We start from the raw sequence: 20,040 nt of genomic DNA on the forward strand, positions 1-20,040 counted from the left end.
ATGATTAAAGAAACTTTAACACCACCAAACAATAATGCATTTAATACATTTTTACCTTTAAGAACAAAAGACAAACACTATAAGTTTTGCTGGGATACCGTACTAGGCTATTTTGTACATATTTTATATGCAAAGTCATTGGTAAATGGTGACATAGAGCATTTCAAAGATTTATGTGAAAAGCGTTTTTCAACAAAATTAGACGAACCTGAATTTTGGACGGTGCTGGAAAAAATGTATTTTGATAATGAGCAGTTATTTAAAATATCCCCAGAGCTCCTCATATTTAAAGCGCTAAAAAATGAAGTCGATACTAATAGCAAAAAGTTGGGTGACATGTTCGTTGGGCTATTAAATGGTTTAACTCTCGATAGCTCTTCAGTTAACGATTTAAATTTTTTAGAAAAAGAAATAAAAGCTGAATTTGATAGTTTTTTTGTATCAGGTAAATCAAAAACGGCGCTTAAAACAGAGCCCGCCTATTTGCCATTTTTAAGTGAATTGTTTAAACAAGATTTACAATTTTTAAATAAAAGACCTCACTACTTACTCAACAACTTTAATTCTGTTATTCGTTTATATGGGTTTTTATATATCTCGCAAATGGCGCTGAATATAAAAAATTGGGCAAATGGGGCTCCATCAAGCAAGCCCTGCTTTTTTATTATTGATAACGAAAAGGCAAGCGACGAACGCTCACAAGTTAAAAACTTTGGTTATAGCCAGCTTCATGAATACTTAGAATACCTATTCCCTTACTTATTTATGAATGAAGCTATACAAATCAAAGGTGAGGTTAAACCCCTTTGGCAGCTATTTGAATCTATCAACGAAAGTGAAGTTGCTAAGCTAAATCAATTTGGTCGTGATTTTGTAGGAGATCGTACTCAACGCAAATGGTACAACACCGAGCAAAATTGGTTAGATACAAGCGATAAAAAAGAAGTCCTACAGCAATTACTTAGCTTATCCCATGCGCAGTTCGATAACAAAAAAGGGCGCTTAACTGAATATAACGACACCGTGGTCAAAGGCACGTTGGGTAATATTTTAGACCCATTTATTCAGCGACGAGGCCGTGCAGGTCAAGTACTTACGTTTAACCAAGATTACATAGTGCTACTAACAAACCTAGCCATTGGCGAGCGCGATAAATTACGTTTTCACGAAATTATTAAAGAATTTGAAGCAAGAGGCGTGTTTTTTGATAAACAAAGCCAGCAATCTTTAATCGATTTTTATGAGCGAATGGGTAACGTAGAAAGAATGAGTGATAGCGGAGATGCAGTATATGTTAGAAAAACAGTTTGAAGAATTTTTAGTTAGCCACTTTAATGTTTGGGCAGCTGAAGAATTAAAAGTTGGTTTTCGTTATCAGTTCACAAGTCCTGATAGTGATAAAGGCTTTGCACTTTATCAAGCCTTTATGAAAATTGCAGACAATAGCGTAACTGTAAAAGGCATTGAGTTAAAAACGGTGCAGTACGGTGATGTCGAATTAATTCCTGTGTACGAAGGTGAAAACTTTACAGAAAACTACATAGCGCATTTACGTGATGTTGTTTCAGCTATGGAAGGTGAAACAAAAGGCACAGCTTTATTAATCATCCATAACTCTATGCTAGATACGTTAAAAAACTCGACAGAAGACGTAGCGCAGCCTGGCGTTGTTTGGGACCCAAAAAACATAAAATTATTGCTGCATAAAGAAATAGATCAAACTGATGAAAAAGCGAAAGTTTCTGAATGTTTACTCGACTATCACTTTGATGAAATAGTTGAAGACGAAGCCACTATGTTTGGCTTTGAAAAACTATATTACGCAATTGCAGATGGTGACTTACAGTTCCATGAACTTGGTTTATTAAACGATGACCAACTTTCGCAAGAAGGCTGGGAAGGCGAGCAAATTAGCTTGCGCTTAAAAGAAAATAAAGAGCTAAGCGATAAACTCGACTTCATCACTCATCATTTTCCAAACGAACTGCAAGACAAATTAGCCGCTTTAGATTTTAGTGAAAAATTTATTAAAGAGCATTTTCCTGAGGGGAATGTAGAAAAGTACAAAGAAAGCCTCGACATAGGTGAATGCTTTACAGAACAGCAAAAAAATAGAACTAATTTGTTAGAGCTTGAAAGCGAAAAGGCCCCATACATTGAACTACTTGCAAAGGCAAAGTCAGAAAAAGGAGCTGGTGTAAGAGAGCGTCACTTAATATTAGTTTTAGAGCCAGAACAACACACATTCGAATTAGAGCTTTGCTTTATCAATCAAAAGTTAAAAGATAGCTTTTGTAAAATTCAGCAAGCTAAAGAACTGCCAAATGTTGATATAACAATTAAAAACCCAGGCGGAATAAGAAGTAGGGCAGTGCTTACGAGTAGTTTTGACGGACAAGCTCGCTACTTTAACTTTCGTGTTAAAACCGACAAACCAAAAGAAACACATAATTTCAAAGTACTAGTTATTAGTAAAAATGACTTTTACATTGACGGTTTTAAGCACACTTACTTAGTTGATCCCGCAAAACAATGGTTAACGCTGCAAACTGATGAGCAATCATTACAAATAAGCGATTTAACAAATGCCAGTGTTCTTGCAGAAAACAGCCAAATATTTGATTCAAATGCAGTAGGCATTGTTGATTTTAAAAAGCTAGCAACTGAATCTGATGAAATAAACTTCACCGTGCAAGGTGCGATTAGCCAATTAACATTTAATGTTGAAGGGGAAGTATCAACCGATACTTTATCGTTACCTTTATTATTAGACCAAGGCCGCTTTAATCACTTATTTAACGATGAATACTACGGGCAATTCAATCGTAGTAAAAACAAAGTACTTATTGACGGAAAGGAAGTAGCACCTAAAGCCAAGCGGCTCACGTTATTACAAAACGAAGCTGAGTTACTTGATAGCTCAACCTTAGCTAAGCTTGCTAATGGCAATGATATTAAACTACAAGACTTAGAATCACATTATGCTGATTTATACTTTGCTTATCGCGATTTATTTGATTATTTAGCGCATACAAAATCGTTGTTGAGCTTATCGGGCTGGGGCGAAAAACTTAGAGCGCTTGCCACTCAGGTTGTGGATACTTATCAGGCTGCTATTGATGAAATACCCTACCACGCACCACTTTTAGAACAGCACAAGTTACTTGTAAATATAGGCTTTGCAGATTTTGATGAGCAAACTTATATTGCGCCATATCACCCGCTGGTACTTGCTTATAATTGCAATTTGGCAGGTGTATTAAGTAAAGATAAAAAGGCAACAGGCAGCTTTAAAAAGCTACCACCAGTTACTATTCAGCGCTTAACCGTACAAGGGCTTTTACCTTTTGTATACGACCCTATGCATGACTTTTCATATAATCACGCCGAAAAAGAAAATGTATTCTGGTCCAAACTTGTTCCACAACAAGAAAGTAGCTATGACTTTGTGCGCACGCTCGTAAAAGACAAAGTAGGCAAATTTACCACAGCCTTTAAACATTTATTTGTAGCAGGTAGTAAAACAACGCTGATTATTAACTCTGTCAATAATCAGCAAAATAAAGAGTTGTTTTTAGGCTTAATTGACTACATCAAACTCAAAAAAAATAAAGTTACCAATATTCATGTAAATTTATATGACGAAGCGCAGTGTTATACCTGGTTCGACAAGTTTGCTGACATGGCAAGCTATGATGACTTAAAAGAACTTTGTGAGTTAAACAAAGGGGCTGCTCGCGAGCAAGCTGATAGCATAATCGATTTGCTAAGAACACGTTTAACTTACAGTAAATTTGAGCACGAAAAAGGCCAAAAAGAGCAGCACTACGCTCACATGTCGTTTTTTAAAAATAACGAACGTGTGCAGGCGACTGACGTTGATTTATTAAAACAAGAAACGGGGGTTGTTTGTCATGGCTTAATGCCAGGTGAGTCTGCATCAAATAAAAATGGCAGCTATTACACATCGTTTGGTCTTAAAGGCATTGATGTTGACAGTGCACCACAATTAAAGCTAGTTGCTAAATATAGTGGATTAATCAAGCCTGCCAAGCGCCACCATGAAGAGTACAGCGAGTCTAAATCTCAAGCTCTTGTAGTTACAGAAAACTTTAAAACGTTATTAGAGCGCTCTTACGAGAACTCAATTTGGACCACAATAATCGATCCTAAAGTAACCTTAGAGTTTTTTGAAAATCAAAAGAATATGGTGCTTATTCATTATTCTGATAACTACACAAACTCAGTTAATTACGATGCAATAACCGTAACTAAACAAACCGATCTATACCACAAAGTACTCGAAAACGACGAGGGCGGTATAATCGAGGAGTTTAATGCGTTTAATGGTGAATGGTTGCTAAACCTAGTCACGGCCAACGATAACGAACGAAAAGAAAAGCGCGGCATTATCTGCGCTTATAAATACATTAACTGCTTAGTGGCAGACTCTGATATTACGTGGGTGCCCCTTTCTATTGCAGAAGTCATTCGCGTGGCTGGTAACTTAGGCTTAAACATGGCTGATAGCGATTTATCGCGCCATGCACAAGGCTTTAAAAAAGGTGTTATCTCAGACGATATTTTATTTGTAGGCTTTAAAGGCCAACAAATGATTTTACTGCCAGTTGAAGTTAAAACAGGTAAGCGCCAAACCCACAGCAAAGGTGTTGAGCAAGCCAAAGAGCTGAAGCAATATTTTGAAGCACTCCTTGGGCAGCAAACCCTTGCAGGGCATTTATACCGAGGCTTATTTATGCGCCAAGTATTAATGCAAATTGATAAGTACAAACTTTATAAAGTGTATAAAGAGGGTTACTTCAATAGCATTGAGCAACGCAGTGCACAGTGGCTACAAGGTGATTATGAACTTGCAGAACTTGTTGACTATCCGGCAGGGTTCTTATTTGTAAATGTAGAAGATGATAACTTTACTAAAGCATCATTCTTAAAAGTGCACAACATACTAAAAATAGAGCTACCAGCGGGTAATTTATCTCACTGGGTTAAAACACCTATGCAGAACTTATTAGCCGACTTAACCCCTGCTAAATTACACCATATTGATGCGCAATATATTTTAACTAAGAGCGCAACAACGCAAAAAGTAGTACTTGAACAAAATGCCAAAGCTGACGAGCAAACTGAGCTTACAAAAACGCAAGGTACAAAAATTACAGCGTTAGATGATATATCACCACCTAGTAACAATAGTAAAAGTGCAGAGCAAACAAACCCTACAGAGGTTAAAGAGGCCAATACAAATAACTTAGATATGGCTGCAGCATCGGCTCGCAAAAAAATGAGTGAGAGTGATTTAAGTGCAATCTATCAGCAAATTATTGATTGTTACTACAGCCATAACATTACGTTACTCAAACCAGATAATGTTGAACCTTTTATTGAAGGGCCTGCCTCTATTTTATTCCGAGTTGGCTTAAATTTAGGTGACAAGCCTGAAAGCGTATTTGCCAAATCGCAATCACTTAAGCTCGCGTTAAAACTTGAGCAAGAACAAGATGTAGGCTTTGGCATAGATAAAGGCTGCATTACGATTGATGTGCCAAAAAGCCAAGAGCAACGTTACTTTGTAGACCAAAATGATATCTGGCCAAATTGGCAGCGGCCACAAAATGCGCTTGAGGTACCGCTAGGTGAAGACCGTTTTGGTGAAGTAATTAAACTTAACTTCTCATCTTCAAATTGCCCACACCTACTTATTGGTGGAACAACCGGTAGCGGTAAATCAGAAGCGCTAAATACTATTTTATATGGCATGGTTGAGCATTACACGCCAAGTGAATTAAAGCTGATGCTAATAGATCCTAAAGGCACCGAGCTTAATGATTTTGAGCGCTATCCACACTTAATCGGGCGCATTGGGTTTGATGATGAAGATGCGCTAGAACTGTTAACCCAAGCGGTTTCTGAAATGCAATCGCGCTATGTGCAATTTAAAGCGCAAGGTGTACGCTCTCTGCCAGACTATAACGCCAAAGTAACACCAGAAGAGCGTATTCCGTGGTGGGTATTGGTGCTTGATGAATATGCCGATTTAACATCAGATAAAGACATGAAAAAGGATATTGAATCTGAGCTAAAGCGCTTAGCGCAAAAGGCCCGTGCTGCCGGTATTCATTTAATTATTGCTACACAAAAACCAAGTGGCGATGTAATCAGCACAAATTTACGTTCTAATCTCCCAGCACAGCTCGCACTGCGAGTTAAAAATGGTACTGAAAGCCGTGTAATACTCGATGAGCAAGGCGCAGAAGTACTCAACGGTAAAGGGGATGCTTATCTTAAATCAGAAGGTAAGTTGGTTAGGATACAGTGTGCAAGAGTTGCGCTTGAAAGTTGATTTTTTGAAAATTAGTTATTTAGAAGGAAAATAAAAGTTGGAAACTTTAAAAATTTATAGCAGGAGGCGTGAGTATTGGTTTGAGAGCTTAAAAGAGCACTGGATCATTTGGACTTGCGTCAGTACATTTATAGCAATCGCTTCGTTTTGGAAATTAGACGCATCTAAAGATGTACCTGGTTGGATTTTTTATTTATTGTTGTTCGTTTTCTTTTGTTATTTAACGTTATCAACAGTAGCGTTTAATACAGCTGTTAAAGCGGTCAAAGATTTTATAAATAAAAAAGAATATTCGCCTAGTTTTAGGGAGTTAAAACATGTTTCTTTGATTGAAGGAACGAATAATTATAGAGTTGTTGCTTTGCCTCCACTCGGTTTAAGAGTCCCAGTAAATACTCTTGTATGTATCTATAAGAGAGATCAATATCAGCAAGTAATAGGTCTTGGAAAAATTATTAAAGAGAATGAAGATGGAAGTGTGGAAACAACGGTTACTACCTCTGAAGCTACAAAATCAGTTTGGAATGATCTTCAAGAAAAACAAAAATTTGAAAAAATAATTATTTCGGTGCTCATACCTAAAGAAGTTATTCCGAAAATTGATGATTACTTAAATAGTGAAAATGTTGCAATCCAGCAGTTACTTACTACAAATGTCACTGATGATGGCGAGGACATTGATTTATGATAAAATGCAATTATATAAAATTTGAACAACCTGCAGGTACGTTCTATTTAAGTAAGATGACACCTAAAGAAATAAAATCTATTTCAAAGGTAGAAACTAGAGCACATTCTGGAGGCCCGCAGCGTGAAGCTTCTACTAAACGCAAGGCTGAAATAGCTAATTATTGTAAAGACCCAGACGCAACTTTTCCTACGCCGATTATTTTATCTATTAATTCAGAGTATATTAAAAATTTTAATGCCACATCTTTCGAAATACAGAAATCTGAAGAGATCGCTTCAATTTTAGATGGGCAGCACAGGGTTGCAGGTATACTTGCATCTGAGCACATCGATGATTTCGAATTGCCTGTTGTTATAGTTATGGATTTAACAGAGGAGGAGAAAGCTTATATATTCTCTATTATTAATAGTAAGCAAACAAAAGTGCCGCCTTCTTTAATCTACGACTTGTTTGATGTTTCTACGTACCGTTCACCACAAAGGACGTGCCACGAAATTGCAAGGTCATTTAACTCTGATAGTGATTCACCTTTCTATGAAAGACTTAAGATGCTTGGTAAAGGTGGTGGGGAATTGGCATCTATTTCTCAAGGCTCATTTATAAAGTCATTATTAAAATTAATTACAAATAAGCCTGAAATCTATGCTATAAATATTAAAAATAATGTCGAATTAATCCCTGAAAATAGGCCTTTTAACAAATATTTCAGGGAGGAAAAGGATGATGTAATCCGTAAAATATTAATGAATTTATTTAATGCAGTTAGAAAAGTATTCCCTGTAGAGTGGGAGCAGCCTGACAAGTATATTCTTTCTAAATCAATAGGTTGTGGCGCTTTATTGAAGGCATACCCAAAAATACACGAACTAGGTCAAAAGAATAAAACCCTTTCTTTAGACTTTTTTACGGAGATAATGAAAAAGCTTAAAGTTGAATTGGAATTAAATAATTTGGAGTTAACATCACGCCACTTTTCCTCTAATGAGCAATCGATTAATAGGTTGGCACAACTTATTAAAACCGTTGTTGAAAGAGAGTTGGGGAGCATGCAAGAAACCTAGCTTCTGCATGCAAAAGAAAATTAAATGTTAATTAATCTAGTTTTGTGTAGTAAAAACTAATCCCTCGATTCAAATGCAATTTAACAAAGTCACCAAAGTGCACACCTACTAGGTGTGCATTTTGTTTTTGATACGCTTCACGTAACACTGCTAAGTACACATCAGCATACTCACCAGCAAACACTTTCCAGCTCATTTCTACGTTGCTGTCTGATGGGATTTCCTCGACCGGGGGGATTGAATCTTCAGCGAGCGACATACACAGTGCCCAGCGGCATAATACATTCCAGTTTTCGATGCCTGTTTTACTTTTTAGGCGAACGAGCTGCTGTTTTTGTTTTTCAGAGAGCTTAATAGAGTCAATTGTATGGAGTGTTGTATTCATTAAAAGTACCCCTCAGTAAAGGTTGAGGTTTGTTCTTGCTCGTTATAACTAATGTGATACTCACGACAAATAGCAGGTTTTAATTGCGTGTAATATTGTCCTGTAATTTCTTCGTCAGTTGATAGCAATATCACTTGGCTTGACGCTTTAGGGAAGTAGTTATTAATTAGCTTAGTACGGTGTTTACCATCTAATCGCCCAAGTGGTGTATCGATCACGGTTGGAATTTCTTTGCCTGATGCTTCAGCTAATCCCCATAAAATAGCGATGGCGAGTAATTGTCTCTCACCAGCTGATAATCGGCTTGGCGACATAGGGTTTTTATTGGTATCGAGTAACGTAAGTTTGAATGAATCTGGGCAAATTTTAACGCCGGTAATTAAGTTGTTTTTACGAGAAAGATCAAAAAACTTAGCAGTAATGTGTTCTTCAAGCCCTGTTACATTTTCACGTATTAACTCATCGGCAAATGACTTCATGGTATTTTTAAGTTTACCAATATGCTCAGCCACTTGAATTGCACGTTTTTGCTCGAACGTATCTTTGCTTTGCTGAGTTAGCAAGTTTGCGTAGCGAGTGTTTAATACTTCGTCACGCGCTTGCGCTTGCTGTAATAACTGCTGTTTTTGTTTTATTAAAACAAAGTCGTTTTTAAGCTCGGCTTCAAGTCCTGCAAGTTCACTCAATAAATGTTGCACAGTTTCATAGTCAGGGATCGACTCTAACTTTTTATCAAAAAGTGCTTGCTGCTCTAGGAGGTCTTCGCGCGCTTTTAGTAAGTTTTCACGCTCTGACTTATCTTGCGTAATTTTTTCATCAAGGCCATTAAAAATGGCTACATTACTGCCAATGTAGCACGCTGTACTTGCGAGCTCTTCACGCTCTTGAGCCAAACTAGCCATTTTATTATTAAGTGCTTTAAGTGCGCTTTGTGGCACATTTTCGTTAATTAGCGTTTGTGTAATTGTGGTTTCGTACTCAGTAATAGCACTTTGAATAACATTAGCTTGGACTGCTTGCTCTTCTTTTTTAATTTGTGCTTGTGTGCTTGCAATTAAATTAGGTATTAAACTAAGCGGTCCGCACCCGGCATCCAATTTTACGCGCTCGGCTAAATTGGCTTTGAGCTTTTCTTCAATAGCACCGAGTTCAAATTTAATAGAGTCGCGCTCTTCAATTAAGTGAGCGCCCGCAGAGCGTACCTTTTGACGGGCTTTATTAATGCTTAAATTAGTATCGCTAGCGCGTTTTTCGATGCCTGCTATTTCTGTTTTAAGATTTGAAACAAGTGTTGATTGGTCGCCAATTTCAGCCTCTAAGGCTTCAACTTTGGCAATTACGCTGCTTTCTAAATTATCGCTTTTACGCTTACGCTCAACGTTATTTAAATCGATATGCAGTTGCGAAAGAAGGTCTAGTCCAAGTAAGTTTTCAATACCTGTTTTTATTAAATCGGCGCTTCTGTCTGGGTGTGCCAGATTTTCGATTTTTTCGCCATCAAAAAAGAATAAGTCAGACAGGCTAAGTGGAATAAACTCATTCACAAACTCATCCCAGTATTGGCTTAAATGGCTATCTTCTTCTTTGTTACAGTAAACCGTTACTTTGTCTTTAACGTCTTTTGTGTTGGTTTTCCAATTACGTACAACAACAAACTCTTTGGTTGTGGTATCGGTTGTGTGTGTAAACGTAAGTGAAATCTCAACGGTGTCGTGATCGCCAACATAACGGTTTTTGGTGCTGCTTAAAAAGCTGCTATAAGACTGATGCCCACGGTTAGAACACTTTGCATGTTTACCATAAAGCACGAGTTGCAATGCATCTAAAAAGGTTGTTTTACCGCCGCCGTTTAAACCACCAAATAAAATAATAGGTTTATTTTTTGCGGTGGTTAAATCAACTTCGTGTCGCCCCTGATAAATACCAAAGTTTTCAAGGGTAAGTTGTTTAATTATCATCGTGTACCTCTTCAAAATCGATAAGTAGTGAGCTGTAGCCTTGTTCTTTTATCGACTTAGTTACCATGATGATTTTCTCTTGAATTGCAGCTTTATCATCTTCAGTTAAATTAGGAGAATTATTTAGTTGTATTTGTAAGCGATGGCGCTCGCGCTCTAATGCAAATTGCTTTGCTTCGAATAAATTATTAAATGCGCCTTTATCGAGGCTTTGTGCAAGCTCGTCAGAGAGTTTTGCTCTACGTAATTGGTTTTTATGCTTATTAGCAATGCTCATTACTGAGCGCATTTGTTGATATAGTAAGCCGTCTTCGTCGCCTTGCTCTTGGCAATGCGCTTTTAATTTATTAAGTACGTCTAAATTAAGAATAGGGTGGTGTGCGCGTTGCTTACCCGGGTATTCTTTTTTAAGTACTTTTTGGTAAATTTTTGGCACGCTGTCTTCTGCCTCGTGCTTTTCTTCTAGCCAAATTCGGCGAATTTCTTCAAGGTCTTCTAGTGGCAGTAGTTCAAGATCTTTAACTTCTTCTGGCCCAAGCTGTTGTACAGCCTGTTGCGCTTCTAATACTTTGCCAAGTAAATGCTCTCTAAAAGATTGAATATAAGGGCCTGGAACTAAATCTGCACCGTGTTTAGATACATGCACGGTTAGGTTGCCGTTCATACGTCTAAAGTCGCGATTAGCTTTATCGCGAGTTAATTTTTCAATTTTTTTAGCGCGGTTGGCATCGTTTACTTCAATTTCGTTGCGAAGTGCTACAAGTGGATACATCCACTCTTTTTCTTCATCGTTTGAGATCATGGCATTCATTGATTTATCTTCAGATACCATAGTGCACACGTAACATCCAAAACGGCTATCGCCACAACTTTGCGTTGATTTATCAACAACAAGAGGGCATTCCCCACCTTCTGTAGCGCCTTGGTACATCCCCATTAAGTCATGATTTGGGAAGTTCCATGGGTTATCTACACTATTTAAATACACCCAAACATCGTCGTTACTCCAGCTAGCAATAGGGGTATAAACCCACACGCGCTCAAGCGATCCGTTTTCAGTTAAACCAAGCGCCTTACGTGTATTGGTAGTTGAGCTTTCGAAACGTTCCATACTTGCCGCACGCGCTGTACTTTCGGCTTTACGCGTACCAAGTACTAAAATAGCTTCGCCGTTTTTATCAGCCATGTTTTGTATAAATGTATTCGATGGCGATATTTTTAAACGATCTGTACACCAGCGAAATTTATAACGAGGGGCTGGGTAACCTTTACCTATTAGGTTAACCCAAAAACGGTCTTTAACTGCTGGAGTTAAGCGGTGCGGAACGATAGGTAAACCTTGCTTGTCTGCTTGCTCTTTCATGCGTTGCAGAGACTTACCTACCCACATTGCTACAATTGGGTTTTCTACAAGGGTATCTGTACTGATTACATGTACTTTTTTTTCGCATTTACCTTCTTGCGCTAACTCTTGCAGGGCATACCAAGTTAATTGAAGTATTGCCGTTGAGTCTTTACCGCCGCTGTAACCAATTACCCATGGGATGGAGTCACTTTGGTAAAGCATTTTTATATGATCGATGCTTTGGCGAATAGAGCTTTTTAAGCCAGTTTCGCCAAAGGCCGAATGGAACTGTACATCGTTATCAGTAGCCATTTCGTTCCTCTATGAATGATTTTTCTACCGACTTTTCTTTGTCGGTAAGGGGTATTTTTAAATAAGTTTTAATTTGAATACAGGTGAGCTCAGCTGCTTTTCGATTATTTGTCATCGATTTGTTATTTACGCAGCGGCGGTTCCAATCAGGGTTTTGGCGACTCCAGTTTATTTTTTGTAAGCCTTTTAGTTTATTGTGCCATTTGGGCTCGTTGTTAAGTAAATAAAACCCTAATAGCCCGAGGGCATGAAAAGTTACTGCGTGGGCGTGTATTGACTCGTCGCGTAGCTCTCCACCTGATGCTTTGTCATCGCATATAAGTTGCCAGGCCGGCATATTTTTGAGTACCTCATGCCAGTATTCACTGGCTATAGGTATTAGGGATTCGTAGTTACTTTTGGTTATTGTACCAAGTAAGTATTTACTCGCTTTATTTACTGCGCTATGGCTAATTAGTTTTTTAGAGCGAGGTCCTAAATTACTTTTTTCCATATGCACTAATTTTGTAAATGAATCACTTCTGAAAATTACAGTTTTAGATAAAATTGCATCTGGTTTGTCGTCGTAAGTAATACTCAATGAACTATCGGTTTTAACTGGATAAAGGTTGAGATCTTTAAAGATCCTTTGACGTTCTTCTAATGATTTATGAGTGAAAAAAACCACCGAAATAGTTTCATCAGCAAGTGTTGGATCTGCTTTTAAAGCTTCTAATATTGCTGCATTTCGATGTTGCCCATCAGTAATATAAATCTCGGCGTCTTCATCAATAACAAGAGTACCGATTTTTTGTTCGTGCTTAGATTCACCTATTGCTACAAACTCACTTAATCCATCTATACATGCTGTTAGAGCAGAAAAAACATAGTTATCTCTACTATCTAGTATGTAGTTTGCAATATCAGGAATACGCTCTTCGTTGATAATACGTTGGGCGCGTTGATCTACAGGTAATTGCCCCTCATCTAAAGTAAATATCTTACTAAGTCTTTTTAGTGGGCACATTACAATGTAATATTCTGTTTTTGCTTGCATTCCCTTTATTGCAGGGAATGAAGTTCCTGACACTATTTGGTTCATATCTTTCGTAATTAAGTTATAGTTTAATCTGTTCGTGACTTTTGTTGCTTTGTTCGTACGAACATTGTGGCGGGCTATTTTACATGAATTACTTAACACTGTCTCGCATAGAATATGAGTTTATTTTGGGGATTTGATGACAACTTATTTAGATATGAATGCTACTTCGCCAGTACTTGTTGAGGTAGCTGATTTAGTTAGAAAAATGTTTTTAGAGGAGTATGGCAATGCTGGCAGCCGTACTCATGAATTTGGTGCAAGTGCAAAAAAGGCTGTTGAAAATGCCCGCAAACAAGTTGCTGACGTAGTTGATGCAGACAAGTCTGAAGTGATTTTTACCAGTGGCGCAACCGAAAGCAACAATATTGCAATTTTAGGTTTAAAAGAGTTTGGTGAAGCAAATAATAAAAAGCACATCATTACAACTCGAATAGAGCATAAAGCTGTTTTAGAGCCAATTGAGCACTTAGAGAAAAACGGTTTTACTATAAGTTATTTAGAAGTTGATGAAAGTGGAGTAGTAAACCCTGCACAACTTAAGAACCTTCTTCGAGAAGACACCTTGCTAGTATCAATAATGCACGTAAATAATGAAACAGGTTCAATTCAACCAGTTAAAGAGATTTGTGATTCGCTTGAACTTCATGAGGCTTACTTACACATCGATGCAGCGCAAAGCTTTGGTAAGTTAAGTGATGATTTAAAAAATGACCGAGTAGACTTAATAAGTGCAAGTGGGCATAAAGTATATGCTCCCAAAGGTATTGGTGCGTTAATAATTAGAAAGCGTGGCTTTTTAAAGCCACCACTTAAACCAATTATGTTTGGTGGCGGGCAAGAGAAAGGGTTGCGGCCTGGAACTTTAGCCGTTCCACTTATTGCGGGTTTTGGTTTAGCGTGCGAGATTGCACAAAAAAATGCAGTCTTATGGCAACAGCACGCACAAAACTTAAAAGATGAATTGATTCAGGCATTGAACACACTTGATACGCAATACAACGGTGAAAATACATCTCCTTTTGTACTTAATTTTTCAGTTCCAGGTATAAACTCTGAGGCTGCTATGGTTATGCTGAAGGGGATTGCAGCTGTATCTAATGGCTCAGCTTGTACATCATCAAGTTATACGCCTTCTCATGTTTTAACTGCAATGAAGCTAGATGAAAAGCGAATTGCAGGTGCAATAAGAGTTTCATGGGGGCATATGACAGAGTCATTACCTATTCCTGAAATAATTGAGAAGTTAGCTCAGCTAAAGTTGTGATATTGATTTAGTCGATTACTAGCTCCATAGCTAAGATAATTCCCCTTCAACTTCACCTGCGAAACAGATAATTAATGAGTAATTACCTCGTATGGATGCGAGAAAAGCGATGCATGCACATGGATGTGCTTTCATCGTGTTTACGCTCATATTAATTATTTGTTTAAAGGAAAGTGAAGTTTTGGGGCGCCGTGGGGTTCCAAGGGGCGGACGGCGGTATTCGCCCTTTGGTTGCCGCCAGCAAGCTGGCCTTTTAAAAATATTTTTATTTTTTAAAAAATCTACCCTCCTTAAATTCCACTCCCCAATAATCAAACACCTTTTGTAATATGGGCCAGTTGGGCCACTCTGCTTTGGCTACGCCTTTGAGCATATCAGCTAACTTTTTGTTAAAACGTTGCTGGCTTTTGTACTCGCTACTGCCTTTTTGTAAATAATCTATTTTGTTATAAAAGGGCTGATATGGGTAAATATCGCCGTAGTAAAAATAGTCTATATCTTGCTCTAGCATTTTTACTTTTATGCGCTCAGTGAGCAGTGGAAGCTTTTTATTAAAGTCATCGTATTTTAAAAACGTTACTTTGCCTGATCGCATGTGTATTTTTACTAAATCTACGTCGTCTATATCGCCGTACAACTGCACCGCACAGCCTATATAAACACGCAATATTGCTGGGAGTTGATTTAAGTAACGAGTGGGTAATATATACGAGTGGTTATCGTGTAATTCACCGAGCTGAATTTGCTCGTAAGCTTGGTAACAGGCATTACCAATATTAGCGGGCTCTGCAATCGAGAAAAGCTGTTGTTTTGCTTGTTCTAATGCTTGGTTGTAATCACTAAAATGTACTTTTAAGTCTCGCGTTAGCCTTGCAGGCATGTGGCTTTTAGCTTGGCGTTTACCAAATAGGCTAAGTGCAAAATAAACCAGTAAATCGTGTTTTCGTTTTTGTTGCGCTTGCTCAAATTCACTTTGTTCATAGTAATTTTGCAGCAGAGTAAATACTTTGTTATGGCTGGCAAAATATTTGCGCAGTGTTGTACTTTGCTCAAACTCATCGTTTGCTGGTAAGCGGCCAAAGTGCAGGCAATGTTGCCAAAAGTCCTCAAGCAGTGTTTGGTGTTTTTCAAACAGGGTTTTTTGCTGAGCTTTGGGAAGTGCTTTTTGCTGTGGCCTTTGGGTAATATGTTGCCAGTTATAATTTTGGAATTGCAGCTCTAAATGATGGGCTTCTTCTAATTGTGGGCATTTAAAAATAGCGATAATGCCTTGCCCAAACGCCATAGTTTTAGCGTTTAGGGTTTGTTCTATGTAAGCCCTTATTTGGGCTTGGCTATAGTATTTTTGAAAGGTATTCCATTTAGTAATTACGCCGTCTTTATATTGTTTAAAGTGTTCTTGTTTGGCTTCGTTGGCGAGCATTACAGATACTAAAAGCAACTTTTTAGTGTGTTTATAAGCCGCTTTTAAAGTGTCTTTTCGCTCTTGTTGATCTTCAATAACATTGAGTACAAAGCCCAAATTAACAATATCACTCGTTTGTTTGTTCCCGTTTGGCCTGTGTACTGGATCCCATGCGTTAATATTTAATCCGTGGGCCTCAAGCTCGGTTGCGTCATCTGCTAGGCCGCAGCCATAATCTAGTATTGAGTAATCACCATTTAAGTAGCCATACTTTGCAAGCTTTTGAAAAGGAGCAGAAAGTCTATCGCGATTTATTGCGGTTAAATGGCGCTGTATTGCTTGTGGTTTATGTTCAATTTCAGGTTTTGGTATTTCTGCTACTTTATGCAGCCGTCCTTGCTCATCAAGCTTATAGCCTTTGCGTTTAATTAAGTTATGCCATTGTTGTTTAAAACCAATACTTTTGGTGTTTTGGTACAGGCCTATTTGCTCACCTTCCTCGGTAATATCTTTAAATAATTGGTATTGAGGGTAACTTGGCAGAACAAAGGTTTCTTTACGGTGCAAAATAGGCGGATTATTTGAGCTACTGTAGTTAGTTGTTTTTATAGTTAGCTCATCAACATCAACTGTATAGCTGGTGTGAAGTACAGGGTATGCATATTCATCAAAGTCAGGGTAGTTGAGTAGCGTAAATTTTAAATCACGTTTATAAAGCTTTATTAAGTTCCAAGATTCTTTTACATCAAGTTTGTTTATCGTGCTTGTTATAAAGTTGAATAACTCAGGTGGTAGGGCTGCTTGTAATGAGCTTTTATGTAAATAGATAGCTGTTGGTAATGATTTACCATGTTTGAGCTTTTTTACTAAATCACGGTATTGAGTGAAGTTTAGCGTTGAAGGTAAGTTAGCAGCCATTAAAATTACTCAAGCAGTTAAGATAACTTAATATACATAATGCTTTTAATAACAACAAATTTGGAGGCGAGTGCTGAGTTAAACCCCTCGTGATAACACCCGAAATTGAATGAATGATGAATAATAGCAGCGCATGGCGGAATTCTGTTCCCGACAAATTCCAAGTACCTAAATCCCTTTAGGCAATGCGCGTTAAGCGATGCTTACACACGGACGTGTTTCATCGCGTTTACGTTCATATTATTAATTTAAATTAAGGAAGTAGTGTGATCCTCGAGGCGCCGTAGGGTTCCAAGGGGGCGGTCGGCGGTATCCGCCCCTTGGTTGCCGTCGCCAACGCGACATATATTAATAAAGGCGACGAGCATCGAGTTGCGGGCATCGAGCTTAAATATTAAAAGCGGCGCTTTTCGCATCGTTCGTTGCTCGTCGCTTGCTGCTCGAAACCGAAATTGGCGTTTAAAATAATCACAGCTAAAACTGGTTTCTACGATTTCAACTTACCAATTAACACAATAAGGCAATTAAGCTCATTATTCGCCTCATTGTGTGAGGCGAATAAATCATATAGACTAAAGCTAATTAACTTAAGGGCACACGCTTATGTGGATATGGCAACAACAAGATTGGCCGAACTTTACGTGGGATGAAAAACAGCTTGCGCCGTTGTTGAGAAAGCTTTGTTTTAACCAAGGTGTGCTGGTTGGTCGCATGGATGGGCAAAGTACGCAGCAAAAACAGCAAGCACTTGATACTTTATTGGCTAATATTATTCATTCAAGCGCAATTGAAGGTGAAAAACTCAATGCGTTTTCGGTACGTTCGTCACTAGCTAAAAAACTCCACATTGATGAGCAGCCTTATCCAACCACAGTGCAAAGCGATAATCTTGCAGAGATCATGTTGGATGCAATTAATAACACCGATACACCGCTTGATTTAGAACGTGTGTTGAATTGGCATCGTTTATTGTTTACAGGTGAACAAGGATTATTTACTCAAATAGCGGGCGGTCAATTACGTGGCAACGAGCCAATGCAAATTGTATCAGGGCGATTAGATAGACCCGTATTACATTTTACTGCTCCACCAAGAGATGTTATCGAAAACGAACTCGCTGTTTTTTTTAATTGGTTTAATGCAGGTTATAATGATCGACACGAAGACCCTTTTATTCGTGCTGCTATCGCTCATTTGTGGTTTGTAACCTTACACCCATTTGAAGATGGTAACGGGCGTATTACGCGTCTTATTACAGATTTAGCGCTTGCTCAAGAGCATAAAGAGTCGATACGGTTCTATGCGATGTCGGTGGCAATTTTAGAAGATAGAAAAGGCTATTACGAGGTCTTAGAGGCAACACAGCGTGGTGATTTGTGCATTACACAGTGGATTACCTGGTTTTTAAATACGCTCAATAAAGCCGTTGAATCTACCCTGAAGAATATTGAGCAAACTGTCGCTAAAACTAATTATTGGTTTAAAAAAGATCAAACTAGACTAAATGAACAGCAAGTAAAAGTGCTTAATAAATTACTTGATGGCCAATTTGAGCAGGGCATCAGTGCGAGTCAGTATCAAAAAGTGGCTAAGGTAAGTCGTGCGACGGCAACGCGCCACTTATCAGATTTACAAACACTGGATTATATAAAGAAAACCGCAGCGGGTGGTCGCAGTACTCGTTATAAAATAGCCAAATGATTTTAAAAAGCCTAAAGCTTTTATCTATAATTCAAAGCCCTACTATTTCAAACACGATGACACTAAGGTGAGGCAATTAAGCATGCTATTTGCCTCATTTTTTGAGGCAAATAATGGCGTAAAAGTAACCTAATTTAAAAGCGGTATTTTTCGCGTCAGCAAGCTTAACGCCTACGTTGATAAAGGCCGCGGGCTTCGAGCAGCGAGTTTTACAAACAGCCTGATATCAGCCCTGAACCTAGAGTCTACTCTTTTAGCGCAGCGTCTCTTTGCCTTCTTTGTGAATAATTTACTAAACCCTATTTGAACACAGAGAAGAAAATAAGGAGTAAATGAGAAAGTGGAACATCAAACTGGTAGCAGCGGGTTTACCCCGCGTTTTTGTGTTTAATAACCTAGGTCTAAGTAAAATTTAAAAAGGTTAAAGGTTAAAGGTTAAAGGTTAAGGGTTAAGGGTTAAAGGTTACGAGCTGCGAGGCGCGGGTATAGTTCAATGACCTAGGCCTGACGCGATATAAAATCGCTGCTACGAAGGGCGTTTACTGCTATAAAAATTTTTGCACCACAGAGGTTCTCGAGGCGCTTTGCGCTGCAAGGAGATGTTGCGGTATTTTTTAAGCATTTCTCTGTGAACTCTGTGTTCTCGGTGGTAAATACATATTTAGGTTTAACACTGACGCGATATAAAATCGCTGCTACCAAGAGTTATCACCACGTAGCAGCGGGTTTACCCCGCGTTTTGTGTTTAATAACCTAGGCCTGACGCGATATAAAATCGCTGCTACCAAGAATTATCACCACGTAGCAGCGGGTTTACCCCGCGTTTTTGTGTTTAATAACCTAGGCCTGACGCGATATAAAATCGCTACTACCAAGAATTATCACCACGTAGCAGCGGGTTTACCCCGCGTTTTTGTGTTTAATGACCTAGGCCTGACGCGATATAAAATCGCTGCTACCAAGAGTTATCACCACGTAGCAGCGGGTTTACCCCGCGTTTTTGTGTTTAATAACCTAGGCCTGACGCGATATAAAATCGCTGCTACCAAGAATTATCACCACGTAGCAGCGGGTTTACCCCGCGTTTTTGTGTTTAATGACCTAGGCCTGACGCGATATAAAATCGCTGCTACCAAGAATTATCACCACGTAGCAGCGGGTTTACCCCGCGTTTTTGTGTTTAATAACCTAGGCCTAAGTAAAATTTAAAAAGGAGCAGCAATGCTCCTTTTTAAATTATTTAAAGGTTAAAGGTTAAAGGTTAAAGGTTAAAGGTTAAAGGTTAAAGGTTAAAGGTTACGAGCTGCGAGGTGCGAGGCGCGGGTATAGTTCAATGACCTTGGCCTGACGCGATATAAAATCGCTGCTACAGGATAGTAGTTGGCTTGTTTTTCCTCTTTTAGCGCAGCGTCTCTTTGCCCTCTTTGTGAATAAATCACTTAAAACATGTTTGCACAAAGAGAAGACAATGAGGGGGAATGAGAAAATATAAAAACAGGGGTTAGGTTTTACCATCCCCCCGTAGCTCGTAGCCCGAAACCCGCGTTCCAAACATAAA

General features: G+C 38.5%; 11 protein-coding genes. 6 read left to right on the forward strand and 5 right to left on the reverse strand.

All coding sequences use genetic code 11. The features are described 5' to 3' along the window. Genes dptG through LOC50_RS15520 form a run of 4 tightly spaced genes read left to right on the forward strand, consistent with a single transcriptional unit; the run spans position 1 to position 8,113 of the window. Positions 1-1,311, forward strand: a complete 1,311-nt coding sequence (gene dptG / locus LOC50_RS15505; protein WP_250654136.1) for a DNA phosphorothioation-dependent restriction protein DptG — start codon at positions 1-3, stop codon at positions 1,309-1,311. Further along, a complete protein-coding gene (gene dptH / locus LOC50_RS15510) occupies positions 1,283-6,361 on the forward strand; it encodes a DNA phosphorothioation-dependent restriction protein DptH (RefSeq protein ID WP_250654137.1) in 5,079 nt (1,692 codons plus the stop codon). The genes dptG and dptH overlap by 29 nt, the downstream gene beginning before the upstream one ends. A gap of 37 nt (positions 6,362-6,398) precedes the next feature. Beyond that, entirely contained in the window at positions 6,399-7,049 is a 651-nt protein-coding gene (locus tag LOC50_RS15515; protein ID WP_250654138.1) for a hypothetical protein, read from the forward strand. Further along, a complete protein-coding gene (locus tag LOC50_RS15520) occupies positions 7,046-8,113 on the forward strand; it encodes a DGQHR domain-containing protein (protein ID WP_250654139.1) in 1,068 nt (355 codons plus the stop codon). The genes LOC50_RS15515 and LOC50_RS15520 overlap by 4 nt, the downstream gene beginning before the upstream one ends. A 31-nt stretch (positions 8,114-8,144) precedes the next feature. Here LOC50_RS15520 and dndE read toward each other — a convergent pair whose 3' ends face one another. Genes dndE through dndB form a run of 4 tightly spaced genes read right to left on the reverse strand, consistent with a single transcriptional unit; the run spans position 8,145 to position 13,194 of the window. After that, positions 8,145-8,498: a DNA sulfur modification protein DndE gene (dndE, locus tag LOC50_RS15525; RefSeq protein ID WP_250654140.1), complete on the reverse strand. Its 354-nt coding sequence runs from the start codon at positions 8,496-8,498 to the stop codon at positions 8,145-8,147. Beyond that, entirely contained in the window at positions 8,498-10,456 is a 1,959-nt protein-coding gene (gene dndD / locus LOC50_RS15530) for a DNA sulfur modification protein DndD (protein WP_250654141.1), read from the reverse strand. Before dndD ends, dndE begins: the two co-directional genes overlap by 1 nt. Further along, positions 10,446-12,113 (reverse strand): DNA phosphorothioation system sulfurtransferase DndC, encoded by a 1,668-nt coding sequence (dndC, locus tag LOC50_RS15535; protein ID WP_250654142.1) that lies wholly within the window; start codon positions 12,111-12,113, stop codon positions 10,446-10,448. The genes dndD and dndC overlap by 11 nt, the downstream gene beginning before the upstream one ends. Beyond that, complete coding sequence (gene dndB, locus LOC50_RS15540; protein ID WP_250654143.1) at positions 12,103-13,194, reverse strand: DNA sulfur modification protein DndB; 1,092 nt, start codon at positions 13,192-13,194, stop codon at positions 12,103-12,105. Before dndB ends, dndC begins: the two co-directional genes overlap by 11 nt. A 136-nt stretch (positions 13,195-13,330) precedes the next feature. Between dndB and dndA the strand changes: the two genes are divergently transcribed. Then, positions 13,331-14,458, forward strand: a complete 1,128-nt coding sequence (gene dndA / locus LOC50_RS15545; protein ID WP_250654144.1) for a cysteine desulfurase DndA — start codon at positions 13,331-13,333, stop codon at positions 14,456-14,458. A gap of 265 nt (positions 14,459-14,723) precedes the next feature. Here the strand turns inward: dndA and LOC50_RS15550 are convergent, their stop codons facing one another. Further along, the gene (locus LOC50_RS15550; RefSeq protein WP_250654145.1) at positions 14,724-16,781 is read right to left on the reverse strand and encodes a DNA phosphorothioation-associated putative methyltransferase; all 2,058 of its coding nucleotides are present in this window, start codon (positions 16,779-16,781) and stop codon (positions 14,724-14,726) included. A 603-nt stretch (positions 16,782-17,384) separates the two neighbouring features. Between LOC50_RS15550 and LOC50_RS15555 the strand changes: the two genes are divergently transcribed. Next, positions 17,385-18,482 (forward strand): Fic family protein, encoded by a 1,098-nt coding sequence (locus tag LOC50_RS15555; RefSeq protein WP_250654146.1) that lies wholly within the window; start codon positions 17,385-17,387, stop codon positions 18,480-18,482. Positions 18,483-20,040 lie beyond the last annotated feature (1,558 nt).

The sequence above is a fragment of the Pseudoalteromonas sp. SCSIO 43095 genome, assembly GCF_023650455.1.
In the GTDB taxonomy this organism is placed as follows: domain Bacteria; phylum Pseudomonadota; class Gammaproteobacteria; order Enterobacterales; family Alteromonadaceae; genus Pseudoalteromonas; species Pseudoalteromonas tetraodonis.